General features: G+C 67.7%; 14 protein-coding genes. 6 read left to right on the top strand and 8 right to left on the bottom strand.

Annotated elements, in window-relative coordinates:
* Nucleotides 1-2 precede the first annotated feature (2 nt).
* The 6 genes from ACW176_RS07875 to ACW176_RS07850 form a co-directional block, all read right to left on the bottom strand.
* Nucleotides 3-2966 carry a 2-oxoglutarate dehydrogenase E1 component gene (locus tag ACW176_RS07875; protein WP_492111527.1) on the bottom strand — a complete coding sequence of 988 codons (2964 nt, stop codon included), beginning with the start codon at nucleotides 2964-2966 and terminating at the stop codon, nucleotides 3-5.
* Between the two features lie 172 nt (nucleotides 2967-3138).
* Complete coding sequence (gene sucD, locus ACW176_RS07870) at nucleotides 3139-4023, bottom strand: succinate--CoA ligase subunit alpha (protein ID WP_419319812.1); 885 nt, start codon at nucleotides 4021-4023, stop codon at nucleotides 3139-3141.
* A complete protein-coding gene (gene sucC / locus ACW176_RS07865) occupies nucleotides 4024-5223 on the bottom strand; it encodes an ADP-forming succinate--CoA ligase subunit beta (RefSeq protein WP_419319811.1) in 1200 nt (399 codons plus the stop codon).
* 225 nt (nucleotides 5224-5448) lie between these two features.
* A complete protein-coding gene (locus ACW176_RS07860; RefSeq protein WP_492111526.1) occupies nucleotides 5449-6150 on the bottom strand; it encodes a hypothetical protein in 702 nt (233 codons plus the stop codon).
* A 74-nt stretch (nucleotides 6151-6224) separates the two neighbouring features.
* Nucleotides 6225-7520, bottom strand: coding sequence for a spinster family MFS transporter (locus ACW176_RS07855; protein WP_492111525.1), 1296 nt, complete (start codon nucleotides 7518-7520; stop codon nucleotides 6225-6227).
* Between the two features lie 82 nt (nucleotides 7521-7602).
* Complete coding sequence (locus tag ACW176_RS07850) at nucleotides 7603-9852, bottom strand: TonB-dependent receptor (RefSeq protein WP_492111524.1); 2250 nt, start codon at nucleotides 9850-9852, stop codon at nucleotides 7603-7605.
* A gap of 338 nt (nucleotides 9853-10190) precedes the next feature.
* Between ACW176_RS07850 and rnhB the strand changes: the two genes are divergently transcribed.
* Complete coding sequence (gene rnhB, locus ACW176_RS07845; protein WP_492111523.1) at nucleotides 10191-10823, top strand: ribonuclease HII; 633 nt, start codon at nucleotides 10191-10193, stop codon at nucleotides 10821-10823.
* On the opposite strand, the gene ACW176_RS07840 is transcribed toward rnhB, so the two are convergent.
* Nucleotides 10820-11989: an acyl-CoA dehydrogenase family protein gene (locus tag ACW176_RS07840; RefSeq protein ID WP_492111522.1), complete on the bottom strand. Its 1170-nt coding sequence runs from the start codon at nucleotides 11987-11989 to the stop codon at nucleotides 10820-10822. The two genes, rnhB and ACW176_RS07840, sit on opposite strands and share 4 nt — an antisense overlap.
* Before the next feature lie 186 nt (nucleotides 11990-12175).
* Here ACW176_RS07840 and ACW176_RS07835 point away from each other — a divergent pair, with 186 nt between their 5' ends.
* Entirely contained in the window at nucleotides 12176-13252 is a 1077-nt protein-coding gene (locus ACW176_RS07835) for a site-specific DNA-methyltransferase (RefSeq protein ID WP_419252986.1), read from the top strand.
* Here the strand turns inward: ACW176_RS07835 and mutY are convergent.
* Complete coding sequence (mutY, locus tag ACW176_RS07830; protein ID WP_492111521.1) at nucleotides 13249-14298, bottom strand: A/G-specific adenine glycosylase; 1050 nt, start codon at nucleotides 14296-14298, stop codon at nucleotides 13249-13251. The two genes, ACW176_RS07835 and mutY, sit on opposite strands and share 4 nt — an antisense overlap.
* 57 nt (nucleotides 14299-14355) lie before the next feature.
* Here mutY and ACW176_RS07825 point away from each other — a divergent pair, with 57 nt between their 5' ends.
* From ACW176_RS07825 to smc, 4 genes are all read left to right on the top strand, one after another.
* Nucleotides 14356-14901, top strand: coding sequence for a DUF721 domain-containing protein (locus ACW176_RS07825; protein ID WP_419319802.1), 546 nt, complete (start codon nucleotides 14356-14358; stop codon nucleotides 14899-14901).
* Nucleotides 14902-15021: 120 nt separating this feature from the next.
* Nucleotides 15022-15648, top strand: coding sequence for a DsbA family protein (locus ACW176_RS07820; protein WP_492111520.1), 627 nt, complete (start codon nucleotides 15022-15024; stop codon nucleotides 15646-15648).
* A gap of 10 nt (nucleotides 15649-15658) precedes the next feature.
* Nucleotides 15659-16270, top strand: coding sequence for a thioredoxin domain-containing protein (locus tag ACW176_RS07815; RefSeq protein WP_492111519.1), 612 nt, complete (start codon nucleotides 15659-15661; stop codon nucleotides 16268-16270).
* A 19-nt stretch (nucleotides 16271-16289) separates the two neighbouring features.
* Nucleotides 16290-19736 carry a chromosome segregation protein SMC gene (smc, locus tag ACW176_RS07810; protein ID WP_492111518.1) on the top strand — a complete coding sequence of 1149 codons (3447 nt, stop codon included), beginning with the start codon at nucleotides 16290-16292 and terminating at the stop codon, nucleotides 19734-19736.
* Nucleotides 19737-19739 lie beyond the last annotated feature (3 nt).

The raw sequence follows: 19739 nt of genomic DNA, 5'->3' as shown, positions 1-19739 counted from the left end.
AGCTAGGCGAAGGTCTCGTCGAGGAAGGCCTGCAGTTCCTTCATGTGGCGGCTCATCAGACCCGCCGCCGTGGAGGCGCTGGCCGGTCGACCGATATAGCGCGCGCGCTTGGCCTTGATGTCCAGCTTGGCGAGCGTCAGTTCGATCCACGGATCAACGAACGTCCAGCCGCCCATGTTCTTGGGCTCTTCCTGAACCCAGACCAGTTCGGCGTTCTTGAACCGGCCCAGCACGCCCAGAAGCGATTTCATCGGCCACGGATAGAACTGCTCCAGACGCAGCAGATAGACGTCGTTGCGGCCGCTCTTGGCGCGGGCGTCGACCAGATCGAAATAGACCTTGCCCGAGCAGACCACGACACGCTTGATCTGATCGTCGCTGGCCAGGGTCACGCCGCCGACGTCGCAGCCGGCTTCGGCCCCGTCGATCATCACACGGTGGAAGGACGAGCCTTCCGCCAGGTCGGCCATGTTGGAGACGGCGCGCTTGTGGCGCAGCAAGCTCTTGGGGGTCATGACCACCAGCGGCTTGCGGAACTCGCGATGCATCTGGCGACGCAGGGCGTGGAAATAGTTGGCCGGGGTGGTGCAGTTGAGCACCTGCATGTTGTCTTCGGCGCACGACTGCAGGAAGCGCTCAAGGCGGGCCGAGCTGTGCTCGGGACCCTGGCCCTCGTAGCCGTGCGGCAGCAGCATCACCAGACCGCTCATCCGCAGCCACTTGCGCTCGCCCGAGCTGATGAACTGGTCGATCACCACCTGGGCTCCGTTCACGAAGTCGCCGAACTGGCCTTCCCAAAGAGTCAGGGTGTTCGGATCGGCCAGCGAGAAGCCGTATTCGAAACCCAGCACCGCCTCTTCCGACAGGGCCGAGTCGATGACCTCGTAGTGGGCCTGGTTGGGACCGATGTTGTTCAGCGGCGTGTAGTGCTCCTCGGTCGTCTGGTCGATGACGTCGGAATGGCGCTGGGTGAAGGTGCCGCGAACCGAATCCTGGCCCGACAGGCGGACCGGGAAGCCCTCGTCGAGCAGGGTGGCGAAGGCCAGATGCTCGGCGGTGCCCCAATCCAGGCCCTCGCCCTTTTCGATGGCTTCGCGACGGTTCTCGATAACGCGCTTGACGGTCTTGTGGGCGTCGATGCGGTCCGGGATGGTCGTGATCTGGCGGCCGATTTCCAGCAGGCGCGTGGCCGGGAAGGCGGTCGAGCCGCGACGCTCTTCGTCGGCGGGCGTGGCGAGGCCGGCCCACTTGCCGTCCAGCCAGTCGGCCTTGTTGGCCTTGTAGGTCTTGCCGGCGTCGAATTCCTTGTCGAGGAAGGTCTCGAACTCGGTCACCCAGGTGTCGACTTCACCCTGGTTGATGACGCCCTCGGCGATCAGGCGATTGCCATACAGCTCACGGGTCGAGGGGTGACCCTTGATCTTGGCGTACATCAGCGGCGAGGTCATCGTCGGGTCGTCGCCCTCGTTGTGACCGAACCGGCGATAGCAGAACATGTCGACCACGACGTCCTTGCCGAACATCTGGCGGTATTCGGTGGCGACCTTGGCCGCATAGACCACGGCTTCGGGATCGTCGCCGTTGACGTGGAAGATCGGGGCCTCGACCATCAGCGCCACATCCGACGGATAGGGCGAGCTGCGCGAATAGCGCGGGCTGGTGGTGAAGCCGATCTGGTTGTTGACGATGAAGTGGATGGTGCCGCCCGTGCGGTAGCCCTTCAGGCCCGACAGGGTGAAGCACTCGGCCACCACGCCCTGGCCGGCGAAAGCCGCGTCACCGTGCAGCAGCAGCGGCAGCACATGGCCGCGGCCGGCGTCGGGAGTCTCGCGCAGCAGGAAAGCCTGCTTGGCGCGGGCCTTGCCGATCACCACCGGGTTGACGATTTCCAGGTGCGACGGGTTGGCCGTCAGCGACAGGTGGACCTTGTTGTCGTCGAACTCACGGTCCGACGAGGCGCCCATGTGATACTTGACGTCGCCCGAACCCTCGACGTCCGAAGGCAGGCTGGTGCCGCCCTGGAACTCGTGGAAAATCACGTGGTAGGGCTTGCCCATCACGGCGGCCAGCACGTTCAGGCGGCCGCGGTGCGGCATGCCCAGGACGATGTCCTTCACGCCCAGCGAACCGCCGCGCTTGATGATCTGCTCCATGGCCGGAACCATGGCTTCACCGCCGTCGATGCCGAACCGCTTGGTGCCGGGGAAGCGCTTGTGCAGGAAGCGCTCGAAACCCTCGGTCTCGATCAGCTTTTTTAGGATGGCGACCTTGCCCTCTTTCGAGAACACGATTTCCTTGTCGCGACCCTCGATCCGCTCCTGCAGCCAGGCCTTCTCGTGCGGGTCGGAGATGTGCATGTACTGCACGCCGACGCTGCCGCCATAGGTGCGGCGCAGGATCGACAGGATCTCGCGGATCGTCGAGGTCTCCATGCCCAGCACGAAGTCCAGGAAGATCGAGCGATCATAGTCGGCTTCCGAGAAGCCATAGGTGGCGGGATCAAGTTCGGGGGCCGGCGGCTTGGGCTCCAGGCCCAGCGGGTCGAGATTGGCGGCCAGGTGACCGCGCATCCGGTAAGCCCGGATCATCATGATGGCGCGCAGGCTGTCCAGCGTGGCGGCGCGAACCGCTTCGGACGAGCTGCCCGGAGCCTTGCCTTCGATGGCCTTGGCCATCTTGGCCTCGACGGCCGGCGCCACCGAGGGCCACTGGCCATCAAGCGCTGAAAGCCAGTCGGGGCGAGCGGTCGGAACCGGGCGCGGGGTCCAGGCCGGGTCCTGCGCGGCGCGCTTGACCTGGTCGGCCTGCTCCTGAAGCGTCGAGAAGAAGGCTTTCCACGAGGGTTCGACCGAATTGGGGTCGCTGGCCCACTGGGCGTACAGGTCTTCAACGAACGCCGCATTGGCGCCGTAGAGGAACGAGGTCTCGGTCAAGACCTGATTGATGATGCCTGCGTCGTCCGCCATGGTTCTTTGCCTTAGATCCGTCGGTCTACAGGACCGGTAACCCAGGCCCGTAAATATAGTGTCTCAATCACCCGGGCGCCCGCCATCGGCAGGGGCCCAGGTGATTTTTTCGGATCGTCGACTGGCGGTCGCAAAAAACCTGGGCCCCGCGAGGCGGGGTTTCGGTGTGTCTTTAGCCCTTGAGGACCTCAAGCAGGGTTTCGCCCAGCTTGGCCGGCGACGGCGAGACGCGGATGCCCGCAGCTTCCATCGCCGCGATCTTGTCTTCCGCGCCGCCCTTGCCGCCCGAAATGATCGCGCCGGCGTGGCCCATGTGACGGCCGGGAGGGGCCGTGCGGCCGGCGATGAAGCCGACCATGGGCTTGCTGCGGCCGCGCTTGGCTTCGTCAGCGATGAACTGGGCGGCTTCCTCTTCGGCCGAGCCGCCGATTTCGCCGATCATGACGATCGACTTGGTGGCTTCGTCGGCCAGGAAGAGTTCCAGGATGTCGATGAACTCGGTGCCCTTGACCGGGTCGCCGCCGATGCCGACAGCCGTGGTCTGGCCGAGGCCAGCGTTGGTGGTCTGGAACACGGCTTCATAGGTCAGGGTGCCCGAACGCGACACGACGCCGACCGAACCGGCCGAGAAGATGCCGCCCGGCATGATGCCGATCTTGCACTGGTTGGGCGTCAGGACGCCCGGGCAGTTGGGGCCGATCAGGCGCGAGCGCGAGCCCTGCAGAGCCTTCTTCACCTTGACCATGTCCAGCACCGGAATGCCTTCGGTGATGCAGATGATCAGGCCGATCTCGGCGTCGATGGCTTCCAGGATCGAGTCGGCCGCGAAGGGAGGCGGCACGTATATCACCGAGGCGTCGGCGCCGGTGGCTTCCTTGGCTTCGCCGACCGTGTCGTACACGGGCAGGCCGATGTGGGTCTGGCCGCCCTTGCCGGGGGTGACGCCGCCGACCATCTTGGTGCCGTAGGCGATGGCCTGTTCGGAGTGGAACGTGCCCTGGGCGCCGGTGATGCCCTGGCAGATGACCTTGGTTTCAGAACCGATGAGGATCGACATTTAGCGAGCACCCTTCACGGCTGCGACGATCTTTTCGGCGCCGTCAGACAGGTCGTTGGCGGCGATGACGTTCAGGCCGCTTTCCGAGATGATTTTCTTGCCGAGTTCGACGTTGGTGCCTTCCAGGCGCACCACCAGCGGAACCTGCAGGCCGACTTCCTTCACGGCGGCGATGACGCCTTCCGCGATGATGTCGCAGCGCATGATGCCGCCGAAGATGTTGACCAGGATGCCCTTCACGGCGGGGTCAGCGGTGATGATCTTGAAGGCCGCGGTGACCTTCTCCTTGTTGGCGCCGCCGCCGACATCGAGGAAGTTGGCCGGCTCGGCGCCGTACAGCTTGATGATGTCCATGGTGGCCATGGCCAGGCCGGCGCCGTTGACCATGCAGCCGATTTCGCCGTCGAGGGCGATATAGGCCAGGTCGTACTTCGAGGCTTCGATTTCCTTGGGGTCTTCTTCGCTCTCGTCGCGCAGGGCCTTGATGTCCGGGTGGCGATAGAGGGCGTTGCCGTCGAACGACAGCTTGGCGTCCAGGACCTTCAGGTGATCGTCGGCGGTGACGATCAGCGGGTTGATCTCCAGCATGGCCATGTCCTTGGCCAGGAACGCCGTATAGAGCTGCGTCAGCAGCACGGCGGCTTCCTTGGCCAGGCCGCCGGTCAGGCCCAGGGCCTTGGCCAGCGCACGCTGGTGGGTCGGCCACACGCCGGTGGCGGGGTCGATCGAGAAGCTGTGGATCTTCTCGGGGGTGGCGTGGGCCACGTCCTCGATGTCCATGCCGCCTTCAGTCGAGGCCACGACGGAGACCATCGAGGTTTCGCGATCGACCAGCAGCGACAGGTAGAATTCCTTGGCGATCGCCGCGCCTTCTTCGATGTAGAGGCGGTTGACCTGCTTGCCCTTGGGGCCGGTCTGGTGCGTCACCAGCACGCGGCCGAGCATCTCGGCGGCGTTGGTCTTGACGTCAGCCGCCGACTTGACGACGCGAACGCCGCCCTTGGCGTCGGGGCCGAGGCCCTCGAACGTGCCCTTGCCACGGCCACCGGCGTGGATCTGGCTCTTTACGACGAAAACCGGCGTTCCCAGCTTCTCGGCGGCGGCGAAGGCCTCGTCCGCTGTGAAGACGGCAAAGCCGCGCGGAACGGGGGCGCCGAACTCAGCGAGTACGGCTTTGGCTTGGTGTTCGTGGATGTTCATGAGTGCCTGGTCTCGACGACGGCTTTTCTGAAATGTGGCCGGGTTATAGGAGCGTGATTTCGCAGGCGCAACCGCGCTTGGCCGATAAGGTGGCCCCTTGCGCGCTTCTTATGTCCGAAAGGACAGCGGCGCCGCCGTCGTGAGCGCCCAGGGCAAGGAAGCCCCTGACCTTAAGACACTGTTACCGGTCCCGCGCTTGCCGCGGGCCTCAATCCAGCTGAGCGGCTAGACTGGGTTGTCCATGAACAGGATCAGGATCACGGCCATGACGGCTGCGGCGTCACGCTCCGCGGCGCCCTTGGACGGCAGGTAAGCGGTCTTGCCGAGGCCGCTCAGATCGACGGCGGCGACGTCCTGGTCGCCGTTGCGGATCACGTAGCCCACGGCGCCGGCGGTCAGTCCGAAGGGCATGGCGCCGACCTGCTTGGACTCGGCCCGCAGGGTGACTGCGCCAAGCCGCAATTCAGCGGCGCGCTGCGGCGTCTGCAGGCGGGCCATCAGGCCGCCCTTGGACTGCACCAGGGTGAACGCCGCCTCGGGGCCGGCGCCCTCGAACGTGCAGACATAGGCCAGCTTGTCGCGATCGAACGTGATCCAGCCCAGGGCCGTGCGGCTTTCGCCGCCCTTGCACTTGATCGTCACGGTGCCCAGGCTGGGCGAGTTCAGGCTGATCTCGGCCTTGGACTTGGCGCTGCCATACAGCCCCAGCGCCGAGGTGGTGCTGGCCGACTGGCGGGTGATGCCGCTGTACTCGCCCATGACATAGCCGGGTTGCAGAAAGCTCTTGCCCTTCTTGAACTCGAACTTGAGCTTTTCCGTGCGCTCGGTCAGCGGGCCGGCGGCCTGGGCCTGGGCCTGGGCCGGAGCCGAGACCGCGAGCAGCGCGACGGCGAGCATAGCGCCGGAAAGAAGCTTGAACCCTGACATGTCGTCCCCCGAATTTCCCCCGCTCCTATAGGCAGGTCGCGTGACAGAACCAAGGTCAAGCTTGGGACGCCGACCTACTCCACCCAGTCCTGCTTCAGTCGGCGTGAGGCCAGGATCAGCAGGCCCGCCGCGACGACATAGAAGCCCAGGCCATAATACAGGGCATGGCGCATCGACTCGGCGCCGTAGCGCGGGGCCAGCAGGTCGGAGACATAGCCGAAGAACCACAGGCCCACGGCCAGACCCAGCAGGTTGTTGATCAGCAGGAACAGAGCCGAGGTCGTGGTCCGCATCGAGGCCGGGGCCAGATGCTGCACCGCTGCGACAATGGGTCCCAGCCAGGCCAGGTTCAGACCGGTCGGAATCAGGAACAGCAGGAAGGCCCAGACCATCGAATTGACGTTCATGGCCAGCAGGAAGCACGGCAGGGCCACCAGGAAGCAGATGGCCGGGGCCAGGGCGTAGGCGGCCTTGTTCTTCGAGCCGAACTTGTCGGCCAGCACGCCGCCCAGCCAGATGCCGGCCACGCCGCCGATCAGGGACAGGGCGCTGTAGAACAGCGCCCGCTCGGGCAGGGTCAGGCCGAAGCTGCGCTGGAAGAAGGTCGGCAACCAGAAGGCCACGCCATAGCCGCAGATCGACGAGCAGGCGGCCCCGAAGGACAGCAGCCAGAAACTGGGCTTGGGCAGGATGGTGGCCAGCACCTTGCCGAAGGCCGGGGCCCTGGGCGCGACCAGAGGCGCGGCCTCCCCGGGTTCACGGTCCATGCCGCCGCGCGGCGGATCCTTGACCACCCACTTGAAGATCGGGGCCAGCAGCACGCCGGCCAGGCCCACGATGATAAAGGCGACGCGCCAGTTGACGTAGGCCGCGATCAGGCCGCCGAACAGCACGCCCAGGGCCGTGCCCAGCGGGATGCCGAACGAATAGACCGCCAGGGCGCGGGCCCGCTGGTCCTTGGGGAAATAGTCGCTGATCAGCGAATAGGCCGGGGCCACGCCGCCGGCCTCGCCAACGCCGACGCCCATGCGCGACAGGAACAGGCTCCAGAAGCCCCCGGCGAACCCGCAGGCCACCGTGAAACCGCTCCAGACGGTCAGGGCGGCGGTCATGATCCAGGTGCGGCTGACACGGTCGGCCAGCCAGGCCAGCGGCACGCCCAGCGTGGTGTAGAGCGCGGCGAACGCGACCCCGCCCATCAGGCCGATCTGGGTGTCGGTAAGGTGCAGGTCGGCCTTGATCGACCCGGCCAGGATGCCGAGGATCTGCCGATCCAGGAAATTGAAGGTGTAGGCGAGGATCAACATCGCCAGCACGACATATCGGTAGCGCGACCCCGTCGCCGATTGCTCGATCTGGTTGTCGCTCATGGTCGCCCCGCTACGCGTGATAGTTCAGACAAACAAATGGCGGTGGCTCGTTGCAGCGAACCACCGCCAGTTTTTACCTAGATCAGAATGCGACTTCGAGGCTCGCCGAGACCGTGCGCGGCGGGCCATAGAAACCGATGACAGAGTTGTTATAGGTCGGGACGCCGAAGTTATAGCCGCCGATCCGATAACGCTCGTCCGTCAGGTTCTTGCCGGTCAGGGCAAGCTTGTAGCCGCCGCCCGGCGCCGTCCAGATCGCTGTCATGTCGACCAGGGTGTAAGCCTTCTGGTCCAGCAAGGGCAGCGGCAGCTCGAACTGCTGATAGTCGCCGCGATAGCTGATCATGGGGGTAACGGCAAGCAGGCCGCCCGCCACGTCCGCCGTCCAGGTCAGGCTGAAATTGCCCGTCCATTCCGGCGTGTTCTGCAGGCCATAGAGCTTGGCGACGTTGATCACCTGGCCACCGGCCGGCACGGTCGTCGCCGGATTGAGGGGGTTGGGCGCGCCGCCAGGCACGAACCGGCTGAAGGTGTCGTACTCGGCGTGGATGTAGCCCACCGCGACATTGGCCGAAAGATTGGCGGTCAGCTTGGCCTTGGCTTCGAATTCGACGCCGTACATGGTCGCCTCGCCGGCGTTGTCGATCGAGCTGGCGATGCCGCTCGGGACAACCACCTGGGTCGACACCTGCTGGTCGTGGTACTTCGACAGGAAGGCGGCCGAGGCGAACGAGACGCGACGGTCGAACAGATAGCCCTTCAGACCGACTTCATAGGCGTCGACCGTTTCGGGCTTGTAGCCATTGACGGTCTGCGGGGTGATCAGGGCGTCGCCGCGCATGTCCCAGCCGCCCGACTTGAAGCCCTTCGAGAACGACGCGTAGGTGTTCAGGTCGTCGCTCAGTTCATATGAGGCGCTGATGCGCGGGGTGAACTGCGAGAAGGTGGTCTCTGCGTTGTAGTTGGTGCGGGTCTGCAGGACCGGACGCGGCGTGCCGCCCTGATAGGGGCTGCGCGTGGCGCCCAGATAGAACAGGCGGAAGGTGTTGCTGCGCTTGTGATCGCGCGTGGCGCGGGCGCCCAGCGAGACCTTGAACTTGTCGGTCAGATTGGCGCTGAAGTCGAAGAAGGCCGCGAAGCTCTGGGTGCTGACCTTGCCGCCGTCGGCGATGGACAGGCCCAGATTGCCGGCGATGGTGTCGAACTCGCCCGAGGCCTGGCTGTTCATGTAGTACAGGCCAAACACGCCCTGGACGTTTTCGTCCGAATAGACCGCCTGAAGCTCCTGCGAGAACGACCGGTCGTCATAGGTGGCCGGGATGTCGAGGGTGTTCAGCGGGGTGCCGTCGAAATCGATGACGGTGTCGGTGTGGCCCTTGCGGCTGGCCGTGATCGACTTGAGGGTCACGGTGTCGCTGGCGTTCCACTCACCGGTCAGCGACAGGCCCTCGGTCTCGACCGAGTTGTCGTCGCCGAAACCGGCCTGGGTGTCATAGACGTCCAGCACCTTGTAACCGCCGACCAGGGCCGGCAGTTCGCGATGGCCGTGGCGGGGGTTGGAATCGTCCTGCACCTTGTCATAGGCCAGGCGGAAGAACAGGTCCTCGCTGGGCGCATATTCGGCGCTGAGGCGGATGGCCTGGACGTCCTTGTTGTAGTGCTCGGCGCCGGTGGTCAGGTTCTTGCCGTAGCCGTCGCGCTTGTAGAGGGCATAGGCGCCGCCCACCGACAGGCCGCCACCCAAAGGCGTCTGGCCCGAGACCAGCAGATCGGTCTGATTGAAGCTGCCATAGGTCCCGCGCACCTTGCCGTGCGCCTCGTCACCCAGGCGCTTGGTCACGTACTTGATCGCGCCGCCGATGGTGTTGCGGCCGTACAGCGTGCCCTGCGGGCCGCGCAGCACTTCGATGCGCTCCACGTCGAACACGTCCAGCACCGCGCCTTGCGGGCGATAGATATAGACGTCGTCGACATACAGGCCCACGCCGGGCTCATAGCCCCACAGCGGGTCCTGCTGGCCGATGCCGCGGATGTAGGAGATCAGGGTCGAGTTCGAACCGCGAGCGGTCTGAACCGTGATGTTGGGGGTCGTCTGCTGCAGGACGGTGATGTCCGCGCCGCCCTGACGGGCCAGAGTCTCGCCGCTATAGGCCGAGACGGCGACCGGAACGTCCTTGAGGTTTTCCTCGCGGCGACGGGCGGTGACAACCACCGAGTCCACGGTCAGCCCTTGCCCGGCGCCGGCCGGAGCCTGCTCTTGAGCCGAAACGGCCGTCGCGACCGCGCCCCATGCCGCGCCAGCCAGCAGCGCAGCCTTCCACATCGAAGTCATTGGGTTTCCCCTCCCTTGTACGTTCCGCCCACCCGAACCGGATCCTTGTGGCGGACACGTGCTCGGAACTCGCGAATTCATCGAACCGCGAATAGCCGCACTGTCACTCAGAGAACGACGCAACGCCAGCCTTTTTTCATCAGGTGATGAAATGGCGCCGGGACAGCCAGGCCCAACCCGCATGGCCATCGTTCCCGCCCCGAAATGGCGGGGATGCAGCTGAGCGGGACCACGCCCAGCCTAGGCTTCTCTCAAGCCTTTTCACCCCGGGCGTAGCGCAGCGCGCCGAGCCGGGATGACAATTTGAATGACCGGCCAAATCTCCCTAGACACGCTCCATGCCTCCCGGTCCCGACATGATGCTCGAACTGGCCTGCGGACCCGGCCCGGTCTGCGGGGTGGACGAAGCCGGCCGCGGCCCCTGGGCCGGACCGGTCAGCGCCGGGGCGGTGATCCTGGATCCCGCCCGCATTCCCAAAGGCCTCAACGACTCCAAGAAACTGTCGGCGAAAGCCCGGGCGGCCCTGGAGATCGAGATCAAGGCGACGGCCATTGCCTGGGGCGTGGGCCTGGCCAGCATCGAGGAAATCGACGACCTCAACATCCTGCACGCGGCGGGCCTGGCCATGCGCCGGGCCATCGAGGCGCTGGCGGTGACGCCGGCCTTTGCATTGGTTGATGGAAGTTATGCCTTCAAACTGCCCTGCCCGGTCCAGACCGTGATCAAGGGCGATAGCCTGTCGTGCTCGATCGCTGCGGCCTCGATCCTGGCCAAGGAGGCCCGCGACCGGATCATGGTCGAGATGGACAGCCTCTATCCGGGCTACGGCTTCGCCGGCCACAAGGGCTATCACGCCAAGAGCCATGTCGAAGGCCTGCGCCAGCTGGGCCCTTCGCCCATCCACCGGATGAGCTGGGCGCCAGTGAAACTAGCCGCCCAGGGCCTCAACCCCATGGGCCGCAGCGACTAGATCCCCATCTGCCGCGCGGCCAGGTCGCGCATGATCTCCTCCGAGCCGCCGCCGATGGCGTTGACCCGCACCTCGCGATAGATGCGCTCGACGCGGCTGCCGCGCATATAGCCGGCCCCGCCCATCACCTGCATGGCCTCGCGGGCGCAATATTCCAGCGTCTCGGTGGCCTGGACCTTGAGCAGGGCGATCTCGGCGATCGGCTGCTCGCCCTGGCTGATCCGCCAGGCCAGGGTCTCCAGCCAGGCCTGGGTGACGCTGATGCGCTTGTACATGTCGGCCAGCTTGTGGCGGATCACCTGGTGGTCGGCCAGGCGCTTGCCAAAGGTCTTGCGCTCGCGGGCCCAGACGATCGCATCCTCCAGGCAGACACGCGAGAAGCCCAGCGCCCCGGCGGTCATGCCGATCCGCTCGCCGTTGAAGTTGCGCATGATGCCGGCGAAACCCTGGTTCTCGGCCCCGATCAGGTTGTCGACCGGCACCCGCACGTCGTCGAAATAGAGGCTGGCGGTGTCGGACGCCCACCAGCCCTGCTTCTTCAGCGGCGTGCGCGAAAAGCCCTCGCGGTCGCGCTCGATCAGCAGCAGCGAGATGCCCCCCGCCCCCTCGCCGCCGGTGCGCACCGCCACCGTGTAGAAGTCGGCCCGCATGCCGCTGGTGATATAGGTCTTGCCGCCGTTGACGACATAGACGTCGCCCTCGCGCCGGGCCGTGGTAGTCAGGGCGGCGACATCGGAGCCGGCCGAGGGCTCGGTGATGGCCAGGGCCGAGATCTTCTCGCCGGCCAGCACCGGCGGAATGATCCGGGCCTTCAACGCGTCGCTGCCCAGGGCCCGGATCGGCGGCAGACCGATGCCGTGGCTCATCAGGCTGGCGTTTACCCCGCCCGCCCCGTGGCGGGCCATCTCCTGGCTGGTGATGATCGACATGAACGGGTCGGACGGCGAGCCGCCGAATTCCTCGGGCCAGCCCAGGCCCAGCAGGCCGATCTCCGAGGCCTTGCGATAGAGCTCGCGCGGAAACTCGCCGGCCTCGTCCCAGTCGTCGACGAAGGGCATGATCTCCTTGGCCACCCAGCGGCGCAGGGTGTCGCGCCAGGCGGCATGATGCTCCTGATAGAAGGGGCTCTTGCGGCTGAGGTCCAGCGCTTCAAGGGGGCTCTGCATGGCGTTCTCCCGGATCACGCCGTCCGTCTGGCGCGGATCTGGCGTGTGAGCCGACACGATCAGCTGGGCGCCGCTGGGGAAGTAAACCGCCCGCAGAAGCCGTTCACCTTTCGCTAACCACGCTTCTCAACCCGGCCTTCACCATCAAGACTCATGATTCCGTTTGTTGTTTTACAGGACGCGGACATGACCTTCGGGCCGGAAACCATCATTCAGGGCGACTGCATCGAGGCGATGAACGCCCTGCCCGAGAAGTCGGTCGACCTGATCTTCGCCGACCCGCCCTACAATCTGCAGCTGGGCGGCGACCTTCTGCGTCCCGACAATTCCAAGGTCGACGCGGTCGACGACCACTGGGACCAGTTCGAGAGCTTCGCGGCCTATGACAAGTTCACCCGCGAATGGCTGAAGGCCGCCCGCCGGGTGCTGAAGGACGACGGCGCGATCTGGGTGATCGGCAGCTATCACAACATCTTCCGCGTCGGCGTGGCCGTGCAGGACCTGGGCTTCTGGATCCTCAACGACGTCATCTGGCGCAAGTCCAACCCGATGCCCAACTTCAAGGGCACCCGCTTCGCCAATGCTCACGAGACCCTGATCTGGGCCTCCAAGAGCCAGGCGGCCAAGCGCTACACCTTCAATTACGACGCCCTGAAGATGGCCAATGACGAAGTGCAGATGCGCTCGGACTGGACCATCCCGCTGTGCACCGGCGAGGAGCGCATCAAGGGTTCCGACGGCAACAAGGCCCACCCGACCCAGAAGCCCGAGGCCCTGCTCTACCGGGTGATCCTGTCGACCACCAAGCCGGGCGACGTGATCCTCGACCCGTTCTTCGGCGTCGGCACCACCGGCGCGGCCGCCAAGCGCCTGGGCCGCCGCTTCGTCGGCATCGAGCGCGAGTCCGACTATATCGAGCACGCCAAGACCCGCATCGCCAAGGTCATCCCGATCGCGCCGGAAGACCTCGACGTCATGGGCTCCAAGCGCAGCGAGCCACGCGTGCCGTTCGGCACCATCGTCGAGAGCGGCCTGCTCAGCCCCGGCGACACCCTGTTCTGCTCCAAGGGCGCCCATGCGGCCAAGGTGCGGGCCGACGGCTCGATCACCGTGGGCGACCTGTCGGGCTCGATCCACAAGATCGGCGCCCTGGTGCAATCGGCCCCGGCCTGCAACGGCTGGACCTACTGGCACTTCAAAACGGATGCGGGTCTGGCCCCCATCGACGTGCTGCGGGCCCAGGTCCGGGCGGGGATGAACTAGACCAGCACCTCGCCTGCCAGGGCCACTTTCAGGAACACGCTGGGCAGGGCGCCCAGTCCCTCGCGTGGCGTCCAGACGAAGTCGCCGGCATTAGCGCCGTCGGCGGCGAACACCCGCAGGGTCAGGGAAAAGTGCGTGAAGACGTGCTCGACCGCGCCCCGATCATGCCAGGCGGCGGCGACGGGTGCTGCGGTGACAGCCTCTTCATCCGACCACGGCGCACTTCGCCAATCCGAAGTCGGCAACCCCAGCATGCCGCCCAGCAGACCCCTGGGTGGACGACGGACCAGCGCCACCTCATCGCCCCGGGTCAGCAAGTAAGCGACGCCGTAACGCCGGGGCCGGTCCGCCTTCTTGGTCTTGCGCGGATAGGTCTCCGGCGCGCCGGTCTTGCGGGCCTCGCACCAATCCGAGATCGGGCAGAGATCACACAGCGGCGACTTGGGCCGGCAGACCGTGGCCCCCAGATCCATCAGCGCCTGGGCCCAGTCGCCGGGCCGGTCGGCCGTGACCAGATCGCCCGCAAACGCCTTCAGCTCCGGCTTGGCGTCGGGCACGGGGGTCTCGACGGCGAACAGCCGCGCCATCACCCGCTCGACATTGCCGTCGACGACATTGGCCTGCCGGTCAAAGGCGATGGCGGCCACGGCGGCGGCGGTATAGGCCCCGACGCCCGGTAGGGCCCGCAGGCCGTCCTCCGTATCCGGAAACACCCCGCCATGCTGACCGGCCACGGCCCGGGCGCAGGCCAGCAGATTGCGGGCCCGGGCATAGTACCCGAGGCCGGCCCATGCCCCCATCAACTCGCCGTCCTCGACGGCGGCGAGGTCCAGCACCGTCGGCCATCGCGCCGTGAAGCTCAGGAAATAGGGCGTGGCGTGCGGCACGGTGGTCTGCTGCAGCATCACTTCGGACAGCCACACCCGATAAGGATCGCTGCGCACGCCGCCGCGCCGGTCGGAGGGGCCGACACGCCAGGCCAGGTCGCGAGCCTGGCGGTCGTACCAGGCCAGCAAGGCCGAGCGGAGCGTGTCGCGGTCTTTCATGCCTTCCGCCTACCGCAAACCTCGCCTGAGGCGAAGGCCGCGTGCTAGCTTGCCGCCATGGCCCGCCGCCCCCTGCCCACCGCCGAAGAGGCCCTCGCGATCCTGCGCCAGCGCCGCACCCGGCCGCAGATTCGCCCACCGCCGCCGGCGGGCAAGAACCTCGCGCCGCTGCTGAAGGCGCTGGAGGAAAAATACGGCCAGGGCCCCGCCGCCCTGAAGACCCGCTGGAAGGAAATCGTCGGCGAGACCCTGGCGCGGCGCACCGAACCGGTCCGCATCATCAAGGGCCGCAACGGCGCTGGCGGGGCGCTGGAACTGCGAGTCGATGGTCCCGTCGCGTCGCTGATCCAGCATCAGGCCCCGCAGATCACCGCCCGCCTCGACATGCTGCTGGGCCGGGGAACCGTCACCCGGCTGCGCATCGTCCAGGGCCCGCTCAGCGCGCCGGCGGCGGCGCCCGTCCAGCGTTCGCGCCGCAAGCCGCCGCTGGACGCCGCCCTGGAACGCCAGCTGACCGACAGCCTGGCCGACCAGCCCGACGGCGGCCTGAAGGACGCCCTGATGAAACTGGGGCGCGGGGTGTTGCGCAATGACCCTGGCTAAAGCCGACACATTGACAACCCCGCCGCGATTGCGCTCATGCCAAGGCCTTATCAGCGCCGTTTTCGCACGCCTAAAGAATCGCGCTTAACTCCAACGTTCTCGCCTCAAGGAAGATCGATTATGCGTCCGCTGACCCGCCGGCTCCTGACCGCCGTCGCACTCACCGCCTCGCTGGGCGTTGGCCTCTCGGCCTGCTCGAAGAAGGACGCCGTCTCGGCCGACGACATGAGCCAGGGCAACGCCCAGGCCAAGATCACGGTGATCGAATACGCCTCGGCCTCGTGCAGCCACTGCGCGCGCTGGAATGAAGAGGTCTATCCGGCCTTCAAGGCCAAATATATCGACACCGGCAAGGTCAACTACGTCTATCGCGAGATGCTGACCCCGCCCGCCCAGGTCGCCGCCGCCTCGTTCCTGATGGCCCGCTGCGCCGGCAAGGACAAGTATTTCGAGGTCGTCGACTCGGTCTATCGCGCCCAGGAAGAGATGTTCACCACCGGCCAGTTCCGCGAGGTTCTTCTGCGCATCGGCCAGTCGGCCGGCCTGGACGAAGCCAAGTTCAACGCCTGCGTCACCGACGAAAAGGCGCTGAAGGCCCTGAATGATCGCGTCGAGAAGAACGCCAAGGCCTTCAACGTCCAGGGCACCCCGACCTTCATCGTCAATGGCAAGGTGGTCGGCGACGCCGCCGGCGGCGAGCGCAGCCTGGCCGAGTTGGACGCGGCCATCGCCGCCGCTTCCAAGTAAGGACGCCGCCTTGCCTCTCGACCGTCGCGCGCTGATCGCCTCCAGCCTGGTCCTCGCGGCCGGGCCAGCGATGGCGCGCGCCGCGCCGCTGCCGGCCGCGCCGGGCGACATGGTCATGGGGTCGCCGAAGGCGCCTTTGCAGCTGGTGGTCTTTGCTTCCCCCAGCTGCCCCCATTGCGGCCACTGGTGGAACGACGACCTGCCCGCCATCCGCAAGGCCTATATCGACACCGGCAAGGTGCGGTTGGTGTTTCGCGAGTTCCTGACCGGGCCCGTCGAGTTCGCCGCCGCCGCCTTCCTGCTGGCCCGTCGCGTGGGCGCGCCCCGCTATTTTGCCGTGCTGGACGCGGTGTTCGCCAGGCAGACCGTCATCCTTCAGAGCGGCGAGCTCTGGGAAGGCCTGCTGGCCATCGGCAAGGACTTTGGCCTGACCGAAGCCCAGTTCACCGCCGCCCTGCAGGATCAGCTGGCCCTGGCCGCGCTCAATGAACGTGTCGAGATCGCCGGCGTCCGCGACAAGGTCCAGGTCACCCCCACCTTTATTCTCGATGGCCGCAAGGTCCCCGGCGAACTGACCGCCGACAGCCTCAAGGCCGCCCTGGCCTCGTCGGCCAAGGGCTGAGGCGGAGGGAGCCGCCTCCGTGCAGTTCCTGCGCCTGCGCCTTACGGGCTTCAAGTCCTTCGTCGAGCCGACCGAGTTCAGGATCGAGCCCGGCCTGACCGGCATTGTCGGGCCCAATGGCTGCGGCAAGTCCAACCTGCTGGAAGCCCTGCGCTGGGTGATGGGCGCCAATTCGGCCAAGGCCATGCGGGCCGGCGGCATGGACGACGTGATCTTCGCCGGCAGCGGCGCGCGTCCGGCCCGCAACCACGCCGACGTCACCCTGACCATCGACAATGCCGACCGCACGGCGCCCGCCCAGTTCAATGACGACCCGGTGCTTGAGGTGGTGCGCCGTATCGACCGGGGCGAGGGCTCGACCTATCGCATCAACGGCCGCGAGGTGCGGGCCCGCGACGTGCAGCTGCTGTTCGCCGACGCCTCGACCGGGGCCAATTCGCCGGCCCTGGTGCGCCAGGGCCAGATCAGCGAGCTGATCGGCGCCAAGCCGCAGAACCGCCGCCGCATCCTGGAAGAAGCGGCCGGCGTCTCGGGACTTCACACCCGCCGCCACGAGGCCGAGCTGCGGTTGCGGGCCGCCGAGACCAATCTCTCGCGCCTCGAGGACGTGGCCCGAGAACTTGAGACGGCGCTCAATCGCCTGCGTCGCGAAGCCCGCCAGGCCGAGAAGTACAAGCGACTGTCAGCCGAGATCCGGGCCGTGCAGGGCGCGGTGCTGTTCGCGCGCTGGGCCGAGGCCCGCGACACCCTGCATCGCGTCCAGACCGAGGCGACCGACGCTGCTCGCGCCGTCGAAGACACCGCCCGCGCCGCCGCCGCCGCCCAGGTCGAGATCACCCGCGCCGAGGCCGCCATGCCGCCCCTGCGCGAGGAGGCGACCATCGCCCAGGCCGTGTTGGGCCAACTGGCCATCCAGAAAGACCGCGCCGAGCGGGAGGCCGAGGCTGCGGCCGCCGAGTTCCAGCGCCTGTCGGCCGATCTGGCCCGCATTGATGACGACCGGGCGCGCGAGGCGCAGTCCCAGCAGGACGCCGTCCAGGCTCTTGCCCGGCTCGACGCCGAGCTGTCCGAGGTTCGAGCCCTCGTCGCCGCCGCGCCCGAGCGCGGCCCCGAACTGGCCGCCGCCGCCGAGGCCGCCGAGGAGGCGCGCGCCGACGCCGAGGCCGTGGTCGAGCAGCTAGCCGCCCGCGCCGCCGCCGAGGACGCCCGCGCCCGCGCCGCCGCCGCGCGGCTGGCCGATGCCGAGGGGCGCCTGGCCCGCACGGTCCGCGCCCTCGACCAAGCCAGGTCAGAACGCGGGGCCCTTGGCCCGGAGAGCGATCCGGCCGCCGCCGACGCCCGCCAGCGTTTCGACAATGCTCAGGCCGCCCTGACCGCCGCCCGCTCTGCCCTGGAAGCCGCCGAAGCCCAGCGCGCCAAGGCCGCCGAGCAGGAGGCCATGGCGCGCCAGCTGGCGCGCAGCCTGGAAGACCAGCTTGGCCGTCTTCGCACCGAGGCCCGGGGCCTAGCTCAGCTGACCGCGCCGCGCAGCAAGAGCGGCCACGCCCCCGCCCTCGACGCCGTTTCGCCCGACAAGGGCTATGGCGCGGCGCTGGCCGCCGCCCTCGGAGACGATCTGGACGCGGCCCTGGACGCGCGCGCGCCGTCCTACTGGGGCGGCGCCGAGGCGCCGTCGCCCTCGTGGCCAGACGGAGCGCAGGCCCTGGCCCCGCTGGTCAAGGCGCCGCCCGAGCTGGCCGCGCGCCTGGCCCTGACCGCCGTGGTCGAGCGCGCCGATGGCGAGCGGCTTCAGAAGAGCCTGACGCCCGGCATGCGGCTGGTCTCCCGCGAGGGCGACCTGTGGCGCTGGGACGGCTTCGTCGCCCGCGCCGACGCCCCCAGGCCCGCCGCCGTCCGGCTGGAACAGCGCACCCGCTTGGCCGAGGTGGAAGCCGAGATCGACCTTCAGGCGCCGCGCGCCGAGGCCACAGCCGCCGCCCTGAGGACCGCTTCGGACGCCTTGCGAATCGCCGAAGAGGCCCTGCGCGACCGGCGCCGGGCGCCGCCGGACGCCGAGCGTCTGCTGGCCGGCGCCCGCGACGCCGTCGTCCAGTTCGAACGCCAGGCCGCGCTTCGCGCGGCAAGGGCCCAATCGCTGGACGAGACCATCGCCCGCTTTGAGGCCGAACACGTCGAGGCCGAGACCGCCCTCACCGCCGTGCGAGGCGAGCATGCCGGCGCGAAGGGCGCCGCCGACCTGGCGCCGCAGCTTGCGCAGGCCCGGCAGGCCGCCGCCGCCGCCCGGGAAGCCGCCTCGACCGCGCGCGCCGCTCTGGATGTCGAGACCCGCGAAAGGGCCGGGCGCCAGCGCCGGCTGGAAAGCCTGGAACGCGATCACGGCGATTGGACGCGCCGGGCTGAAGCGGCCGGCAAGCGCACCGCCACGCTGGACGCCGACCGCATCAAGGCCGCCGACGCCTTGGAAGCCGCCCGCGAGGCGCCGGCTGTCCTGAAGGAAAAGCTGCTGGTCCTGCTGGACGAGTTCGGCGCCGCAGAGGCGCGCCGCGCCAAGGCCAACGACGCCCTTGAAGAGGCTGAGACCGCACGGCTGACCGCCGACCGCGCCGCCCGCGCCGCCGACCAGGCCGCCGGCGAGGCCCGCGAGCGGCGCGCTGCCCTGGTCGCCCACCTGGACGGCGCCCGAGGCCGCTTCGCCGAGATCGCCGGCAATATCCGCGAATCGGTGCGCATGGAGCCCGAGGAACTTGGCCGCCACGTCGCCGGCGAGGCCGTGGCCGTGCCCAAGGACGCCGCAGGTGTGGAAGCCCACCTCTTCGCGCTCGAAAGAGAGCGCGACGCCATCGGCCCGGTGAACCTGCGGGCCGAGGAAGAGGCCCAGGAATATACGGCGCGCCTGGAGACCATGCGCACCGAACGCGCCGACCTGTCGGGCGCCGTCGGCAAGCTACGGGCCGGCATCGAGGAGCTGAACGCCGAGGGCCGCGAGCGCCTGCTGGCCGCCTTCGAGGTGATCAACGGCCACTTCCAGACCCTCTTCCAGGCCCTGTTCGGCGGCGGTCAGGCTGAGCTGCGGCTGGTCGAGAACGATGACCCTCTCGAAGCGGGTCTTGAGATCTATGCCTGCCCGCCCGGCAAGCGCATGGCCAGCATGAGCCTGATGAGCGGCGGCGAGCAGGCTTTGACGGCCAGCGCCCTGATCTTCGGCGTGTTCCTGGCCAACCCGGCTCCGATCTGCGTGCTCGACGAAGTCGACGCGCCGCTCGATGACGCCAATGTCGACCGCTACTGCAACATGCTCGACGAGATGCGCCGCCGCACCCAGACCCGCTTCATCGCCATCACCCACAATCCGGTGACCATGAGCCGGATGGACCGCCTGTTCGGTGTCACCATGGGCGAGCGGGGCGTCAGCCAGCTGGTCAGCGTGGACCTGTCGACGGCCGAGCAACTGGTCGCCGCGCAGTAGAGC

The sequence above is a fragment of the Caulobacter sp. FV1ye13L genome, assembly GCF_058681155.1.
Note: the sequence above shows the minus strand (reverse complement) of the source record. Positions and strands in the feature narration are given on the sequence as shown.

Excerpts from the sequence above, each read along its gene's own strand:
- ACW176_RS07875 (WP_492111527.1), bottom strand. The coding sequence starts at position 2,966 with ATGGCGGACGACGCAGGCATCATCAATCAGGTCTTGACCGAGACCTCG.
- sucD (WP_419319812.1), bottom strand. The coding sequence starts at position 4,023 with ATGTCGATCCTCATCGGTTCTGAAACCAAGGTCATCTGCCAGGGCATC.
- sucC (WP_419319811.1), bottom strand. The coding sequence starts at position 5,223 with ATGAACATCCACGAACACCAAGCCAAAGCCGTACTCGCTGAGTTCGGC.
- ACW176_RS07860 (WP_492111526.1), bottom strand. The coding sequence starts at position 6,150 with ATGTCAGGGTTCAAGCTTCTTTCCGGCGCTATGCTCGCCGTCGCGCTG.
- ACW176_RS07855 (WP_492111525.1), bottom strand. The coding sequence starts at position 7,520 with ATGAGCGACAACCAGATCGAGCAATCGGCGACGGGGTCGCGCTACCGA.
- ACW176_RS07850 (WP_492111524.1), bottom strand. The coding sequence starts at position 9,852 with ATGACTTCGATGTGGAAGGCTGCGCTGCTGGCTGGCGCGGCATGGGGC.
- rnhB (WP_492111523.1), top strand. The coding sequence starts at position 10,191 with ATGCCTCCCGGTCCCGACATGATGCTCGAACTGGCCTGCGGACCCGGC.
- ACW176_RS07840 (WP_492111522.1), bottom strand. The coding sequence starts at position 11,989 with ATGCAGAGCCCCCTTGAAGCGCTGGACCTCAGCCGCAAGAGCCCCTTC.
- ACW176_RS07835 (WP_419252986.1), top strand. The coding sequence starts at position 12,176 with ATGACCTTCGGGCCGGAAACCATCATTCAGGGCGACTGCATCGAGGCG.
- mutY (WP_492111521.1), bottom strand. The coding sequence starts at position 14,298 with ATGAAAGACCGCGACACGCTCCGCTCGGCCTTGCTGGCCTGGTACGAC.
- ACW176_RS07825 (WP_419319802.1), top strand. The coding sequence starts at position 14,356 with ATGGCCCGCCGCCCCCTGCCCACCGCCGAAGAGGCCCTCGCGATCCTG.
- ACW176_RS07820 (WP_492111520.1), top strand. The coding sequence starts at position 15,022 with ATGCGTCCGCTGACCCGCCGGCTCCTGACCGCCGTCGCACTCACCGCC.